The following is a 16,029-nucleotide window of genomic DNA, read 5'->3' as shown; positions in this document are numbered from 1 at the left end:
GATGAATATCCATGAATATCAAGGGAAACAACTCCTCAGACAATATGGCGTAGCAGTTTCAAACGGAATTGTTGCTTTTTCACCTGAAGAGGCAGTAAAAGCGGCAAAAGAGTTAGGCTCTAGCGTTATTGTTGTTAAAGCTCAAATCCACGCAGGTGGACGAGGTAAAGCAGGCGGAGTAAAAATCGCAAAAAGTTTAGATGAAGTACGTGAATACGCGAAGGAACTTTTAGGGAAAGTGTTAGTAACACACCAAACAGGTCCAGAAGGTAAAGAAATTAAACGTTTACTAATCGAAGAAGGTAGCGATATTAAGAAGGAGTATTATGTAGGTTTAGTACTAGACCGTGCAACTTCTCGTGTAACATTAATGGGCTCTGAAGAGGGCGGAATGGACATCGAGGAAGTAGCTGCAAATACACCAGAAAAGCTTTTCTATGAAGAGATTGACCCTGTTGTAGGTTTGACAGGCTTCCAAGCTCGTCGCATGGCTTTTAATATGAACATTCCAGCAAAACTTGTTAATAAAGCAGCTAAATTTATGCTTGGCCTATACCAAGTGTATAAAGAAAAAGATGCTTCTATCGTTGAGATCAATCCATTAGTAGTAACTGCGGATGATAATGTTTTAGCGCTAGATGCAAAATTTAACTTCGACGCAAATGCTTTATATCGCCATAGCGATATTTTAGAAATGCGCGACTTTGATGAAGAAGATCCAAAAGAAATCGAAGCTTCTAAATATGACCTAAGCTATATTTCATTAGATGGAAACATCGGTTGTATGGTTAACGGAGCAGGACTTGCAATGGCTACAATGGATACAATTAGCTATTACGGCGGTTCACCCGCAAACTTCCTGGACGTTGGGGGCGGTGCTACAGCTGAAAAAGTAACGGAAGCATTTAAGATCATCCTTTCTGATGCAAACGTTAAAGGTATTTTCGTTAATATCTTCGGTGGTATTATGAAATGTGACGTTATCGCAGAAGGTGTTATTATTGCTGCGAAAGAAGTAGGTCTTTCAGTACCGTTAGTAGTACGTTTAGAAGGTACGAATGTTGATTTAGGTAAAAAATTATTAAATGAATCTGGCTTAAATATTATCGCTGCTGACTCAATGGCAGACGGTGCTCAAAAAATCGTTAATCTTGTAGGATAAGAAAGGCAGGGACATATTGTGGGCGTATATATTAATAAAGATACGAAAGTAATCGTTCAAGGAATTACGGGCTCAACTGCTCTTTTCCATACAAAACAAATGCTTGAATACGGTACGAAAATCGTTGCCGGGGTTACACCTGGTAAAGGTGGTACAGAAGTAGAAGGCGTTCCAGTTTTCAATACAGTAGAAGACGCTGTAAAAGCTACTGGTGCGAACGTTTCAGTAATCTATGTACCAGCTCCATTTGCTGCTGACGCGATTCTGGAAGCAGTAGATGCTGAACTAGATATGACAATTTGTATTACTGAACATATTCCAGTACTAGACATGGTTAACGTAAAACGTTACATGGAAGGAAAGAAAACTCGTTTAGTAGGACCAAACTGCCCTGGTGTTATTACAGCAGATGAATGTAAAATTGGTATTATGCCAGGATATATTCATACAAAAGGTCATGTAGGCGTTGTATCACGTTCTGGTACACTTACTTATGAAGCAGTTCATCAATTAACTCAAGCTGGTATCGGTCAAACGACAGCTGTAGGTATTGGTGGAGACCCTGTAAACGGAACAAACTTTATAGATGCATTAACTGCATTCAATGAAGATGAAGAAACGTATGCAGTAGTAATGATTGGTGAGATCGGTGGTACTGCTGAAGAAGAAGCAGCAGCATGGATTAAAGCTAATATGAAAAAACCAGTAGTAGGATTTATTGGTGGTCAAACTGCTCCTGAAGGTAAACGTATGGGACATGCTGGAGCAATTATCTCTGGTGGTCAAGGTACGGCTGAAGGAAAAATCCAAGCGATGAAAGATGCAGGAATGAAAGTTGCTGCAACTCCATCTGTTATTGGTGATACTTTAATAGAAGCAATTAAAGAAGCAGGTCTTTACGACGCTTGTAAAACACATTAGGATAGTAGTACGGCACATCTTTTGGTGTTGCCGTACTATTTTTTAAATGAAAAAGTATCTACTTTTTACTCAGTATCGATCTAGCTCTAGCGCCTTGCTCCTGCGCACAGCTCGTCGCAGAAGACGTTGCCCCTCGGGGTCAAATGTGAAAAAGCTGCTCCTGCGCAAGCTCGTCGCAAACAAAATCGCTTGTGGTGGCTGAAGAGCTGCCTCCTTGGCCCGCACGATGCGGGTTGTGTCAGCTTTGCCACACGATGTGGCGCACTTTGCAGACCTACCCCATCCCCATTTACCTGTCGGGCAGACATAGGCGCTGGCGCTTTTCTTATAGGAGGGAAGCAATGAAAGATGAACAATTCATACAACGATTTTTAGCTTTGCATTATGTATTTCCAGTTCCTTTAAACAAGATAAAACTTCTGCTTGAGTATGACCCCGAACTCACTCAATTAGAAACTATGAAGCCTTCTTTACTGGCAAGTATAGGTAAAATTTCGCAGAATCGAGCAATAAAATTGCGAGAAATGTACTTGAAATATGTAGAAATCCCACTTCTACAAATATATGAAAAACATTCTATATCCCCTATTATTTACACTAATCCCAATTATCCATCAAATCTATTAAACTTGTATGATCCACCAGCTGTTTTATATATAAAAGGTGATATAAATTTGCTTTTAATGATAAGAAACTTGCAATTATCGGTTCAAGAGAGGCATCCGAATACTCTAAAAGTAGTATTGAAAAAATTCTACCTCCGTTAATACAAAAGAATTTTGTCATCGTTAGTGGACTAGCAAAAGGCGCAGATACATTAGCACATGAAATTACAATGCAATATGGAGGGAATACAATTGCTGTATTAGGCACTGGCTTTTTTCATGTGTATCCGAAACAAAACGAAAATCTAGCGCATAAAATGTCGAAAAATCAGCTGTTAGTAACGGAATATCCTCCGTATATAACGCCAAAAAAGTGGAATTTCCCTATGAGAAATCGAATTATTAGTGGATTGTCACAAGGTGTCGTTATTACAGAAGCAAAAGAAAAAAGTGGTACAGTTTCGACAATGGAACATGCACTTGAAAACGGAAAAGAAATATTTGCGATCCCAGGGTCTATCTTTTCTCCCCTTTCCGCAGGCCCTCATCACCTTATACTAGAAGGGGCGAAGCCTGTTTGGGATGGCCATCAAATACTCGAAGAATTGCTCAAATAACAAACGAATAAAATAATTTAAAAATGAAAAGTCTTGCATTATTTATGAAACTGTTATACATTTTGCAACAGGTATTTGTTTTGAAGAATAAAGCGAGTTACCTTCTATAAGGAGGCACATTTATGTCGGATTATTTAGTTATAGTAGAATCGCCAGCCAAAGCAAAAACGATTGAGCGATACCTTGGAAAAAAATATAAAGTAAAAGCATCGGTCGGTCATGTCCGCGATTTACCTAGAAGTCAAATGGGAGTCGACGTGGAAAATGACTATGAACCAAAATATATTACGATACGAGGCAAAGGTCCTGTATTACAAGATTTAAAAAAAGCAGCAAAAAAAGCGAAGAAAGTATATCTCGCAGCTGACCCCGATAGAGAAGGAGAAGCGATTGCATGGCATTTAGCTAACTCCTTAAATGTTGATATAGAGTCAGACTGTCGCGTTGTTTTTAACGAAATTACTAAAGATGCAATTCTAGAATCCTTTAAGCATCCTAGACCGATTAATATGGATTTAGTAGATGCGCAACAAGCGAGAAGAATCTTGGATCGCCTTGTAGGTTACAATATAAGTCCTATACTATGGAAGAAAGTGAAAAAAGGTCTTTCGGCCGGCCGAGTTCAATCCGTTGCACTTCGATTGATTATTGACCGTGAAAACGAAATAAATAACTTTGTCCCAGAAGAGTACTGGACGATCGAAGGGCAATTTGAAAAGGATAAAAAGGCATTTGATGCCCTTTACTATGGTACGGAAAAAGAAAAAGTAAAGCTATCAAATGAACAAGAAGTAAAAGAAGTTCTAAGTGTCATGAAAGGCAAAAAGTTCACAGTAACAAACGTTGTGAAAAAAGAACGAAAAAGAAATCCTGCACCTTCGTTTACAACTTCATCGCTTCAACAAGAAGCTGCTCGTAAGTTAAACTTTAGAGCTAGAAAAACGATGATGCTTGCGCAGCAATTATACGAAGGTATTGACCTTGGTAAAAAAGAGGGTACTGTTGGTTTAATTACTTACATGAGAACAGACTCTACGCGAATTTCGGATACTGCTAAAGCAGATGCTGGGGAATTCATTACAAAAGAATATGGTTCAGAGTTCATAGCACCGAAAAAAGCAGAAAAACAATCGAAAAAAGCACAAGATGCCCATGAAGCAGTGCGTCCCACAAGTGTTTTAAGAACACCAAATGAGTTGAAAGCGATTTTATCTCGAGACTTATTTCGTTTGTATAAACTAATTTGGGAACGATTCATCGCTAGTCAAATGGCACCTGCTATTTTAGATACAGTTGCGGTAGACTTGAAAAATGGAGAGGCCGTATTCCGTGCAAATGGTTCTCAAATAAAGTTCCCTGGTTTTATGAAAGTGTATGTAGAAGGTTCAGATGATCAAACAGACGACAAAGACAAACTCTTACCTGTTCTAGTTGTTGGGGATAAAGTAAGTGCCTTATCCATCGAACCAATACAGCATTTCACTCAACCACCTCCACGATATTCGGAAGCACGTCTCGTAAAAACTTTAGAAGAGCTAGGTATAGGTAGACCATCCACTTATGCACCGACACTTGATACGATTCAAAAAAGAGGATATGTTGCATTAGAAACCAAACGTTTCGTGCCTACCGAGCTTGGAACAATTGTGCATCAGCTTGTACTAGAATTCTTCCCAAACATTTTAAATATCGAATTTACCGTTCAAATGGAACAAGATTTAGATAGTATAGAAGATGGGCAAGTGAAATGGGTAGAAGTAATCGATGGTTTTTACAAGGACTTTGCAAAGCACGTAGAGCATGCAGATGCTGAAATGGAAAAGATCGTCATTAAAGATGAACCTACTGGAGAAGACTGTGAAGAGTGTGGATCTCCAATGGTATACAAATTAGGACGTTACGGAAAATTTATGGCTTGTAGCAATTTCCCGGATTGTAGAAATACAAAAGCGATTATTAAGGAAATTGGAGTGCCATGTCCGTCCTGTGAAACAGGACAAATCGTTGAACGTAAAAGTAAGACAAAACGATTATTCTACGGCTGCAACCAGTACCCGACATGTGAGTTTGTTTCTTGGGACAAGCCAATCAATCGACCATGTCCTAAATGTAATGCTATGCTAGTAGAGAAGAAATTGAAAAAAGGTATACAAATACAATGTGTTTCTTGTGATTATAAAGAAGATCCACAGAGTTAAAAGAAAGAAGGATACAACATGACTGAAATTGTAAACGTTATTGGTGGAGGACTTGCTGGAAGTGAAGCAGCTTGGCAAATTGCAAAAAGAGGCGTAAAAGTACGTCTTTATGAAATGCGCCCTGTTAAACAAACACCAGCCCATCATACGGATAAATTCGCAGAGCTAGTATGCTCTAATTCTCTAAGAGCAAATAATTTAACGAATGCTGTAGGCGTTATTAAAGAAGAAATGCGTATGTTAGATTCACTTATTATTGATTCTGCTGATAATAGCAGCGTACCAGCTGGTGGTGCACTTGCAGTTGATCGCCATGATTTTGCTGGAAGAGTAACAGACGCAATTCGCAATCATCCATTGATCGAGGTAGTCAATGAGGAAGTAACAGAAATTCCTGAAGGTATTACTGTTATAGCAACCGGTCCTTTAACTTCCCCTGCACTTGCAGAAAAAGTGAAAGAAATGACAGGGCAAGAATATTTATACTTCTACGATGCTGCTGCTCCGATCGTGGAAAAAGACAGCATTGATATGGACAAAGTATACTTGAAATCTCGTTATGATAAAGGGGAGGCAGCCTATTTAAACTGCCCGATGACAGAAGAGGAGTTCAATCGCTTTTATGATGCATTAGTAGCAGCAGAAGTAGTTCCTTTAAAAGAATTCGAAAAAGAAATTTATTTTGAAGGCTGTATGCCAGTAGAGGTAATGGCAGGGCGTGGTCGTAAAACATTGTTATTCGGGCCGATGAAACCAGTAGGTCTAGAAGATCCGAAAACAGGCAAACGACCATATGCGGTTGTTCAGCTTAGACAAGATGATGCTGCTGGTACGCTTTATAATATCGTCGGCTTCCAAACGCATTTAAAATGGGGACCTCAAAAAGAAGTACTTAAGTTAATACCTGGTCTTGAAAATGTAGAAATCGTTCGATACGGTGTCATGCACCGGAATACGTTCATCAATTCGCCATTTGTTTTGCAACCAACATATCAATTAAAAGCAAATCAAAATATTTTCTTTGCTGGTCAAATGACAGGTGTAGAAGGATATGTAGAGTCAGCTGGTAGCGGGTTACTCGCTGGTATCAATGCTGCGAAACTTGCAAAAGGGGAAGAACTAGTAGTGTTCCCAAGCGAAACAGCGCTCGGTAGTATGGCTAGATATATTACGGAGGCGGACTCGAAAAACTTCCAACCTATGAATATAAACTTTGGCTTGTTCCCAGAATTACAGCCAAAAGTAAGAGATAAAAAAGCTAGAACGGAACAATTAGCGAACAGAGCGCTTACGACAATTCAAAATTTTATGAAAAATACTGCAATATAATTGCTTTAAGCCTCTTAAAAGTTGTATACTTTTAGAGGCTTTTATTATGGAAAAGTAATGGAGTTGTTTTGTATGATTGAACCTGATAAATTACATACTTTTATAGCGTACATCCAATTAGAGAAAAATTATTCCAATCTAACCATCCGCGAATATGAAAATGATATAAAACAATTCATCCAATTTCTTGAAATAGAAGGAGTAAATAATTTAAATGCTGTGGAGTATGTTCATACAAGATTGTATGTGACGAAATTATATGAAGAGCAGCTGGCAAGAACCACCATTTCACGGAAAATATCCGCTATAAGATCGTTCTATAAATTTTTGCATAGAGAGTACAATATTCGAGATGATGCTTTCCAATCGTTATACCATCCGAAGAAAGAAACAAAGCTGCCCCATTTCTTTTACGAAGAAGAAATGGAGAAATTATTCGAAGCAAACAAGGCTTCTGATCCATTATCTGTTCGCAATATTGCCATACTTGAACTGTTATATGCGACTGGAATAAGGGTAAGTGAACTTATATCTATAGAATTACGTCATGTAGATAGTAGTTACGGGGTCGTCCGCATAATGGGAAAGGGTAGAAAAGAGCGGTATGTGCCTGTAGGAGACTTTGCGCTTTCTGCTGTAGAAGACTATGTGTTAAATAGTAGGCCCAAACTGATGAAGCATACGTCTCATTCCTTTTTATTTGTTAATAGCAGGGGAGAGCACTTAACAGCAGAGGGAGTTAGGTATATTTTAAATGGAATGATGGAGAAAGCATCCATGCATTCAACGATTTATCCACATATGCTGCGCCATACATTTGCCACTCATTTATTGAACAATGGGGCCGATTTAAGAAGTGTTCAAGAGTTATTAGGCCACGCACATCTTTCTTCTACTCAAGTATACACCCACGTAACGAAAGAACATTTACGAAAAACGTATATGAATGCTCACCCGCGAGCGTAAATGCAACAATATTAAGGTGAATTTGATATATTGGAGGTAATGATAAATGTCTAGTATTCATGCAACAACGATTTTTGCGGTTAGTCATAACGGTAGTCATGCAATGGCAGGAGACGGGCAAGTTACATTAGGCAATCAAGTAGTAATGAAACATACAGCGAAAAAAGTAAGAAGATTATTTAACGGTCAGGTTGTAGCTGGATTTGCTGGATCTGTAGCGGATGCATTTACACTATTTGAAATGTTTGAAGGAAAATTAATGGAGTATAATGGGAACCTTCAACGAGCAGCTGTTGAGCTTGCCAAGCAGTGGCGAGGAGACAAAATGCTAAGACAACTAGAGGCAATGCTATTAGTGATGGATAGTAAAAATCTATTGCTAGTGTCTGGTACTGGGGAAGTTATAGAACCAGATGATGGTATTCTTGCAATTGGATCTGGTGGAAATTATGCACTTGCTGCCGGTAGAGCATTAAAACAGTACGCTGGGGATAAAATGACTGCAAAAGAAATTGCAGTTGCTTCTTTAACCACTGCAGCTGACATTTGTGTATTTACGAATCATCAAATTATTGTGGAGGTATTAGGTGAATGAAAGAAACAAACTTAACCCCAAAACAAATCACAGAGCATTTAAATAAATACATTGTTGGTCAAGAAACTGCCAAAAAAGCGGTGGCAGTTGCACTTAGAAATCGTTATAGAAGACAATTGCTTGGCGAAGAGATGAGAAATGAAGTAATTCCTAAAAACATATTAATGATTGGACCTACAGGTGTAGGGAAAACAGAAATTGCTAGAAGGATCGCCAAACTGACAAAAGCTCCTTTCGTAAAAGTGGAAGCAACTAAATTTACAGAAGTCGGATATGTCGGAAGAGACGTAGAATCGATGGTCAGGGATTTAGTTGAAGCAGCTATACGAATTGTAAAAGAAGAAAAGATGGAAGAAGTAAAAGATCAAGCAGTCCGCTTGGCAAATGATGCAATTGTTAAACTATTAGTTCCTTCCTTAAAGAAAAAGAATGGGAACCAAAATCCATTTGAAGCTCTTTTTGGTGGAAAAGCAGAAGATGAAAATTCTGATGTAGAAGATACAGATATACGTTTAAAACGCTCTCAAATTGCCGAAGATTTAAGAGACGGTAAACTTGAAGAGGAAATTGTAACAGTCGAGGTAACAGAAACAGCTCCTTCTATTTTTGATGCATTACAGGGCGGCGGAATGGAAAGCATGGGTATGAATATGCAAGATGCGTTTTCGAGCTTAATGCCTAAGAAAAAGAAGAAAAGAAAAATGAAAGTCAAAGATGCAAGGAAAGTTTTAGTTCAGGAAGAAGCGGGTAAGCTAATTGATAACGACGAGATTTCTCAAATTGCAATTGAAAAAACGGAACAATCCGGGATAATCTTTATCGACGAGATGGATAAGATTGCGAGTAAAAATGGAAGCAACTCTTCCGTGGATGTTTCTAGAGAGGGTGTTCAACGAGATATTTTACCTATTGTTGAAGGTTCCACTGTGACGACTAAATACGGAGCTGTGAAAACAGATTATATTTTGTTCATCGCTGCAGGTGCTTTCCATATGTCGAAGCCATCGGATCTTATTCCAGAATTGCAAGGTCGTTTTCCGATTCGTGTAGAGCTAGAGAAGCTGACAAAAGATGATTTCGTACGAATCTTAAAAGAGCCTCAACATTCTTTAGTGAAGCAGTACGAGGCATTACTTCAAACAGAAGGAGTAACAATTACGTTTTCAGACGAATCGATTGAACGTATTGGTGAAATCGCTTATGAAGTAAATCAGGAAACTGATAATATAGGAGCTAGAAGACTTCATACCATTTTGGAGAAAATTTTAGAGGAGCTTTCTTATGAAGCTTCTGACATTTCACCAGCCCATATTCAAATAACACCAGCTTATATCGACCAAAAACTTGACAATATTGTGAAAAATAAAGATTTATCGCAGTTTATACTGTAGAATGGAATACTGGGTGTTTTCAACGGAACAATTGAAAAACTTTAGAATATTAAAATAAATAATGGAACTACAATGGAGGATACAAAAATGAATTTATTAGACAAAACAAGAAAGATTAACTCGATGCTACAAGCATCTGCTGGGAAACCAGTTAACTTTAAAGAAATGGCAGCAACATTAAGTGATGTAATTGAATGTAACGCATTCATCGTAAGCAGAAAAGGTAAATTACTTGGATTTGAAGTACATCAACAAATTGAGAATGAGCGCATGATTAAAATGATGGAAGAACGTCAATTCCCTGAAGATTATACAAAGAACTTATTTTCTGTTAACGAAACATCATCAAATTTAGATGTATACAGTCAACATTCTGTATTCCCAGAGGAAAATCGTGACCTATTTAAAGACGGGTTAACAACGATCGTTCCAATCATCGGTGGAGGAGAGCGTCTAGGGACATTGATCTTAGGTCGTTTAAAACAAGAATTCCATGATGATGATTTAATCCTTGGAGAATATGGCGCTACTGTTGTTGGTATGGAAATCCTACGTGAAAAATCGGAAGAAATTGAAGAAGAAGCACGTAGTAAAGCAGTCGTTCAAATGGCGATTAATTCATTATCTTATAGCGAATTAGAAGCTATTGAGCATATTTTTGAAGAACTAGATGGCAACGAAGGATTACTAGTTGCTTCTAAAATTGCAGACCGCGTAGGTATCACTCGTTCTGTAATCGTAAATGCACTACGTAAACTTGAAAGTGCTGGTGTAATCGAATCTAGATCATTAGGAATGAAAGGAACTTATATCAAAGTTCTTAATGATAAATTCCTTGCTGAATTAGCTCAATTAAAAATGAAATAATAAAATAAGACAAATCAGCCTCTTCTACTTAATAGGTAGGAGAGGCTTTTTTTGTGGAGGTTTATAAGTTTCGTAAAATACAATGAGCTTATACAGTTTAGCATTCTGTAGGGTAGTTATCAGTGTCTCAATCCAAGTAAACTTGCTATTTTTAGAAATGGTTGCTTTCAGGAGTAAATTGGTTGCTCTCACTAATAATTTTGTTGCTTTCCATGACTGGTTGATTGCTCTTAGCCATTATTTGGATACTAGTTTAACGAGATTCTTCTCATTATAGTGAGACTTCACTACGATCGGCATCTCCGTATTAAGAACTATCTTTTTAATAATTAGTTTTTTTATTCTCTAATAGGGTAGACAATAAGATACATTATTTCGACTATTCTATTAAATCAAACGTTAAGTTTTTGTGAAAAATGATACTTTTTGATTGATTTTTGGAGGTAATCTATGCAAAAATTAACAATTGTGAAGAACCGACAATAAAAAGTCGAAAGTTAGCGAAAAAAAGGACAAATGACCTATTAAAACGGCGTAAATTGAATAGACACAATGTAACGTTTTCATTACAATTAGATTATTATGATTTTCATAGATTCTTATTATAAAAAAATACAAGAGCAAAATGAGGTGAAATAGTTGGGTATATTTGGCGGAACAATATCAAATTTGGAAAGAGGATTAGCTTTCTCTGCTGCGAAACAAAAAACAATTGCGCAAAATATAGCAAATGTTGACACACCGAATTACAAAGCGAAAAGTGTGAGCTTTAATGAATTTTTATCAGAAGCCAAAAAAAGTACTATTTCTGCCAATCGAACAGAACAGAAGCATATGAATTTTAGCATGGAAACTAGTACTTCTGGAGTGTTTGACTATAAAAATTTTAGATACAGCAACAATGGAAATGGAGTCGACATGGACAAAGAACAAGCGAACCTTGCGACCAATCAGCTTTACTATAATGCGCTTGTAGACCGTGTGAGCGGGAAAATGAACACGCTCCAAACAGTTATTAAAGGAGGAAGCAGATAATGTCGATTTTTCATGGAATGAATACAACTGCTTCCGCTTTAACGGCTCAACGCCTACGTATGGATGTGATTTCTTCTAATATTGCAAACGTTGACACCACAAGGGCGAAATTTGTCGATGGTGAGTGGCAAGCATATAGAAGAAAGACAGTCACACTACAACCGCAAGAAGGGAAATTTTCGAATTTCTTAAACGTAGCGATGGGGACGGCAAATAAAGATGGTGTTGGACATGGGGTAAAAGTATCAAAAATCAACGAAGATACAGAAACTCCACTCAAATTAGTATTTGATCCGACGCATATCGACGCGAATGAGGAAGGGTATGTAGAAATGCCTAATGTAGACCCTTTAAAAGAAATGGTTGACTTAATATCAGCCACCCGCTCATATGAAGCGAATGTCACTGTTTTTAATGCGAACAAAGCAATGTTGTCAAAAGCATTAGAAATTGGAAAATAAAAAGAAAGAAGGTCTGAACGAATATGGCGATTGAATCTATTTCATTATTTAATCCTTCCCAAATAAATCCTGTTTCTACAACTTCAAAGATAAGCTCCGCAGAAGCACAAGAAAAATTTGGCGATTTTTTGAAAAGCGCAATTGACTCTGTAAATGCAAATCAAAAAGCTTCTGATGTTGCAACAGAAAAATTAATCCGTGGAGAGAATATAGAATTGCATGATGTAATGATTGCTTCACAAAAAGCAAGTATTACATTGAACGCAACTTTAGAAATTCGAAACAAAGTGATTGAAGCGTATCAAGAAATCATGCGAATGCCAGTATAAACTCTCGGTTATCGCTAAATATCGAGCAAAATATTCACCATAACCGGAGGATACAAATGAATGAGCGTATGAAAAAAATGACAAGTGATATAACCCTCTTTTGGAAAAGTCGAACGAAGACACAAAAGGGGATCATGATAGGTAGTGTAATTGGGGTTATTTTAATGGCTGCTATACTTACCTACTTTTTAACAAGAACAGAATTCGTTCCACTTTATTCCGACGTTTCACCTGCTGAAATAGGGCGCATAAAAGAAACATTGGATGCACAAGGAGTGCCAAATCAGATTGCAGCGGGTGGAACTTCGATTTCCGTTCCTGCTGAACAAGTAGATGGATTATTAGTTCAACTAGCAGCAGAAGGATTTCCTCAATCAGGAATGATTGACTATAGTTTCTTTTCTCAAAATGCTGGTTTTGGTATGACAGACAATGAATTTAATGTATTAAAATTAGCGTCTATGCAAACGGAACTAGCTAATCTGATAAAAGGTGTAAAAGGAATCAAAGATGCCCAAGTAATGATTACATTACCAGAGGAAAGTGTGTTTTTAACACAAAGCAATGAAGCTGCAAGTGCTGCAATCATATTAAATACGGAACCTGGATATCAATTTACAGAATCACAAATCACGTCTTTATATAACTTAGTTTCCAAATCCGTTCCGAATTTATCTACAGAAGATATTACGATCAGAAATCAGTATTTAGAGTATTTTGATATGAAACAAGCAGGTAGTGGCGCAGGTGGGACAACTGTAACGGATCAAATGACGATTAAAAAGACCGTTGAGCGCGACTTACAAAGACAAGTACAGACGATGCTAGGCACTTTAATGGGCCAAGACAAAGTAGTCGTTTCTGTCACAACAGATATCGATTTCCAACAAGAAAACAGAGAAGAAAATTTAGTACTACCTGTAGATGAAGAAAATATGGCTGGTATTGAAATCAGTGCGCAGCGTATTTCGGAAACATTCACAGGAAACAATCCGGTTGCAGGAGGGACGCCACAAGCAGAAGATGCTACAGATAATTTCACAAACTATGTAGAAGGCTCTAATGCTAATGGTGACTACGAAAGAACCGAAGACATGATCAATAGTGAAGTAAACAGAATTCGAAAAGAAATTGTTGAAAGTCCTTATAAAATTAGAGATATCGGTATTCAAGTAATGGTGGAACCGCCTAATCCTGAGGATGCTGCCTCTATGCCTACTGGTGTCGAAGGAGATATTGAACAAATTCTTGCAACGATTATTCGAACTTCGATTGATAAAGAAGAAGCAGGAGAATTAACGGAAGCCCAGCTAGAAGAAAAAATTGTAGTATCTGTTCAACCATTTAATGGTAAATCTGTAGCAGCTACAGAAACTACCTCTAAAATTCCTTGGTGGGTGTACGTTATAGGTGGAATTTCACTTGCAGCAATTATTCTCCTATTAATCTTGCTCGTTCGTTCTAGAAGAAAAGAAGAGGAAGAACAAGTGATACTTGAAGAGCAAAGAGAAGAATTGAGAATTGATGATATTAATGATGAAAAAGAAACGGAAGCTAGCTTAAGACGAAAACAACTAGAAAAAATGGCGAAAGACAAGCCAGAAGATTTCGCGAAATTGTTACGTACTTGGATAGCCGAAGATTAACTTTATTCTGCTGAATAAAGTTAAAGCCTCCGGCGGATGTCACAGATTTTGTAAGGAGTTAATTGCTCGCGCAATTCAAAATCAGGACGCAATTACGCTGTGGGGTAATTGATTAGGAGGACCGCTATGAATAAAAAAGAAAAAGAACTTAGTGGTAAGCAAAAAGCAGCGCTCTTATTAATCTCTCTTGGGCCAGAAGTTTCGGCTTCTATTTATAAGCATTTGAATGAAGAGGAAATTGAGCGCTTGACATTAGAAATTTCAGGTGTGAAAAAAGTAGAACCTGAAATAAAGGAAGATATTATTGAAGAATTTCATAATATTGCTCTCGCGCAAGATTATATCTCACAAGGCGGTATCGGCTATGCAAAGACGGTGCTTGAAAAAGCACTGGGTGCAGAACATGCACAAGCGATCATTAATCGATTAACTTCTTCCCTTCAGGTGCGACCTTTTGACTTTGCAAGAAGAGCGGAGCCAACTCAATTATTTAATTTTATCCAAAATGAGCATCCGCAAACAATTGCACTGATTTTATCTTACTTAGAGGCACAGCAAGCGGGTATTATTCTCTCTTCATTGCCACAAGAAATGCAGGCAGATATTGCAAAACGTATTGCGACGATGGATTCTACGTCACCGGAAGTAATAAGTGAAATTGAATCCGTGTTAGAACGGAAACTTTCTTCTACAGTTACGCAAGATTATACCGAAACTGGTGGAGTCGATGCAGTAGTCGAAGTGTTGAACGGCGTAGATCGAACTACAGAAAAAACGATTTTGGATGCTTTAGAAATTCAAGATCCAGAACTTGCAGAAGAAATCAAAAAACGGATGTTTGTATTCGAAGATATTGTTACATTGGACAATCGTTCGATTCAGCGCGTTATTCGTGATTGTGAAAACGAAGACTTACTTCTATCGATGAAAGTATCGAGCGAAGAAGTAAAAGATGTGATTTTCCGAAATATGTCAACACGTATGGCTGAAACTTTTAAAGAAGAAATGGAATTTATGGGGCCGGTTCGTTTACGTGATGTCGAAGAAGCACAATCTCGTATCGTCACAGTTATTCGAAGATTAGAAGATGCAGGCGAAATCATCATTGCACGTGGTGGAGGAGATGACATTATTGTCTAGGATTTTCCGTGGCGTACAGGTAAATGAAAATAGTGAAAAATTAAAGCCTATTGGAATCAGAAATCTTCATGTAAAAGAAGAGCTAGATAGCGAGCGACCGCTTTCTTTGGATATTTTATTAAAAGAAAGAGAAAAAATGATGCAGGAAGTAGAGCAGGAAATTTCGCAAAAGAAAGCTGCTTTAGCAGAAGAAAGAGAAGCATTCAACCAGTCGATTGAAAACGAGCGAAAAGCTTGGGATGAACAGAAACTGGCTTTTCAACAACAAGCATATGACGAAGCCTTTACTCAAGGAGTGGAGGAAGGTCGCGAAAAGGCATTCTCTGATATGCAAAACGCCATACAAATTGCGAATGAAACTGTACAAATAGCGCAAGAAAACGCGGCGAAATATTTACAGCAGCAAGAACAAGTTATATTAGAACTAGGCCTTCGAACAGCTGAACGAATAATAGGAACCAAATTAGAAGAAAGCGACGAAGTTTTTTTGTCCATCGTGAAAAGAGGATTAAAAGAAGCGAGAGAAATGAAAGAGATTAAGCTGTATGTCTCTTCCACTTATTTTTCCTTAGTGTCAAGCAATCGGGATGAACTTGCCTCTTTGTTTCCGGTAGATGTGCCTTTTATGATTTTTGTAGATGAAGAAATGGATGCCACGGATTGTTTTATCGAAACAAATCATGGAAGAATCGTAGTAAGCATTGATGAGCAACTACAGGAGTTAAGACAAAAACTAGTTGGCATACTAGAAAGCATGGAGTGAATGT

The 16,029-nt window shown here is 37.8% G+C and carries 16 protein-coding genes; all 16 read left to right on the top strand.

The features are described from left to right. The first annotated feature begins 1 nt into the window (after position 1). The 16 genes from sucC to fliH all read left to right on the top strand — a co-directional run bounded on the left by sucC (position 2) and on the right by fliH (position 16,025). Positions 2-1,162: an ADP-forming succinate--CoA ligase subunit beta gene (sucC, locus tag OR571_RS19850; protein ID WP_282245419.1), complete on the top strand. Its 1,161-nt coding sequence runs from the start codon at positions 2-4 to the stop codon at positions 1,160-1,162. 18 nt (positions 1,163-1,180) lie between these two features. Further along, positions 1,181-2,083: a succinate--CoA ligase subunit alpha gene (sucD, locus tag OR571_RS19845; protein ID WP_142537748.1), complete on the top strand. Its 903-nt coding sequence runs from the start codon at positions 1,181-1,183 to the stop codon at positions 2,081-2,083. A 341-nt stretch (positions 2,084-2,424) separates the two neighbouring features. Next, positions 2,425-2,850 (top strand): hypothetical protein, encoded by a 426-nt coding sequence (locus OR571_RS22845; protein WP_348775066.1) that lies wholly within the window; start codon positions 2,425-2,427, stop codon positions 2,848-2,850. Further along, complete coding sequence (locus OR571_RS22840; RefSeq protein ID WP_348775088.1) at positions 2,784-3,305, top strand: DNA-processing protein DprA; 522 nt, start codon at positions 2,784-2,786, stop codon at positions 3,303-3,305. Before OR571_RS22845 ends, OR571_RS22840 begins: the two co-directional genes overlap by 67 nt. A 122-nt stretch (positions 3,306-3,427) precedes the next feature. Then, entirely contained in the window at positions 3,428-5,503 is a 2,076-nt protein-coding gene (gene topA / locus OR571_RS19835; RefSeq protein ID WP_282245414.1) for a type I DNA topoisomerase, read from the top strand. An 18-nt stretch (positions 5,504-5,521) separates the two neighbouring features. Then, entirely contained in the window at positions 5,522-6,832 is a 1,311-nt protein-coding gene (gene trmFO, locus OR571_RS19830; protein WP_282245412.1) for an FADH(2)-oxidizing methylenetetrahydrofolate--tRNA-(uracil(54)-C(5))-methyltransferase TrmFO, read from the top strand. A 72-nt stretch (positions 6,833-6,904) separates the two neighbouring features. Further along, on the top strand, positions 6,905-7,798 hold the full coding sequence (gene xerC, locus OR571_RS19825; RefSeq protein ID WP_282245410.1) for a tyrosine recombinase XerC: 894 nt from the start codon (positions 6,905-6,907) through the stop codon (positions 7,796-7,798). A gap of 46 nt (positions 7,799-7,844) precedes the next feature. Then, positions 7,845-8,393 carry an ATP-dependent protease subunit HslV gene (gene hslV / locus OR571_RS19820; RefSeq protein ID WP_282245408.1) on the top strand — a complete coding sequence of 183 codons (549 nt, stop codon included), beginning with the start codon at positions 7,845-7,847 and terminating at the stop codon, positions 8,391-8,393. Further along, positions 8,390-9,784: an ATP-dependent protease ATPase subunit HslU gene (gene hslU / locus OR571_RS19815; RefSeq protein ID WP_282245405.1), complete on the top strand. Its 1,395-nt coding sequence runs from the start codon at positions 8,390-8,392 to the stop codon at positions 9,782-9,784. The genes hslV and hslU overlap by 4 nt, the downstream gene beginning before the upstream one ends. 87 nt (positions 9,785-9,871) lie before the next feature. Beyond that, positions 9,872-10,651, top strand: a complete 780-nt coding sequence (codY, locus tag OR571_RS19810; RefSeq protein WP_282245402.1) for a GTP-sensing pleiotropic transcriptional regulator CodY — start codon at positions 9,872-9,874, stop codon at positions 10,649-10,651. A gap of 639 nt (positions 10,652-11,290) precedes the next feature. After that, a complete protein-coding gene (flgB, locus tag OR571_RS19805) occupies positions 11,291-11,686 on the top strand; it encodes a flagellar basal body rod protein FlgB (protein WP_282245400.1) in 396 nt (131 codons plus the stop codon). Then, complete coding sequence (gene flgC / locus OR571_RS19800; protein WP_282245398.1) at positions 11,686-12,147, top strand: flagellar basal body rod protein FlgC; 462 nt, start codon at positions 11,686-11,688, stop codon at positions 12,145-12,147. Before flgB ends, flgC begins: the two co-directional genes overlap by 1 nt. A gap of 23 nt (positions 12,148-12,170) precedes the next feature. Next, positions 12,171-12,476 (top strand): flagellar hook-basal body complex protein FliE, encoded by a 306-nt coding sequence (gene fliE / locus OR571_RS19795; protein WP_282245396.1) that lies wholly within the window; start codon positions 12,171-12,173, stop codon positions 12,474-12,476. Positions 12,477-12,532: 56 nt separating this feature from the next. Beyond that, a complete protein-coding gene (gene fliF / locus OR571_RS19790; RefSeq protein WP_282245394.1) occupies positions 12,533-14,122 on the top strand; it encodes a flagellar basal-body MS-ring/collar protein FliF in 1,590 nt (529 codons plus the stop codon). Between the two features lie 126 nt (positions 14,123-14,248). Further along, a complete protein-coding gene (gene fliG, locus OR571_RS19785; RefSeq protein WP_142537760.1) occupies positions 14,249-15,262 on the top strand; it encodes a flagellar motor switch protein FliG in 1,014 nt (337 codons plus the stop codon). After that, positions 15,246-16,025: a flagellar assembly protein FliH gene (gene fliH, locus OR571_RS19780; RefSeq protein WP_282245392.1), complete on the top strand. Its 780-nt coding sequence runs from the start codon at positions 15,246-15,248 to the stop codon at positions 16,023-16,025. The genes fliG and fliH overlap by 17 nt, the downstream gene beginning before the upstream one ends. Positions 16,026-16,029 lie beyond the last annotated feature (4 nt).

This window comes from Psychrobacillus sp. NEAU-3TGS, from assembly GCF_029955155.1.
GTDB lineage: Bacteria > Bacillota > Bacilli > Bacillales_A > Planococcaceae > Psychrobacillus.
Note: the sequence above shows the minus strand (reverse complement) of the source record. Positions and strands in the feature narration are given on the sequence as shown.

Coding starts and splice junctions, on each gene's coding strand:
- sucC (WP_282245419.1), top strand. CDS start 2: ATGAATATCCATGAATATCAAGGGAAACAACTCCTCAGACAATATGGC.
- OR571_RS22845 (WP_348775066.1), top strand. CDS start 2,425: ATGAAAGATGAACAATTCATACAACGATTTTTAGCTTTGCATTATGTA.
- topA (WP_282245414.1), top strand. CDS start 3,428: ATGTCGGATTATTTAGTTATAGTAGAATCGCCAGCCAAAGCAAAAACG.
- trmFO (WP_282245412.1), top strand. CDS start 5,522: ATGACTGAAATTGTAAACGTTATTGGTGGAGGACTTGCTGGAAGTGAA.
- xerC (WP_282245410.1), top strand. CDS start 6,905: ATGATTGAACCTGATAAATTACATACTTTTATAGCGTACATCCAATTA.
- hslV (WP_282245408.1), top strand. CDS start 7,845: ATGTCTAGTATTCATGCAACAACGATTTTTGCGGTTAGTCATAACGGT.
- hslU (WP_282245405.1), top strand. CDS start 8,390: ATGAAAGAAACAAACTTAACCCCAAAACAAATCACAGAGCATTTAAAT.
- codY (WP_282245402.1), top strand. CDS start 9,872: ATGAATTTATTAGACAAAACAAGAAAGATTAACTCGATGCTACAAGCA.
- flgC (WP_282245398.1), top strand. CDS start 11,686: ATGTCGATTTTTCATGGAATGAATACAACTGCTTCCGCTTTAACGGCT.
- fliE (WP_282245396.1), top strand. CDS start 12,171: ATGGCGATTGAATCTATTTCATTATTTAATCCTTCCCAAATAAATCCT.
- fliF (WP_282245394.1), top strand. CDS start 12,533: ATGAATGAGCGTATGAAAAAAATGACAAGTGATATAACCCTCTTTTGG.
- fliG (WP_142537760.1), top strand. CDS start 14,249: ATGAATAAAAAAGAAAAAGAACTTAGTGGTAAGCAAAAAGCAGCGCTC.
- fliH (WP_282245392.1), top strand. CDS start 15,246: ATGACATTATTGTCTAGGATTTTCCGTGGCGTACAGGTAAATGAAAAT.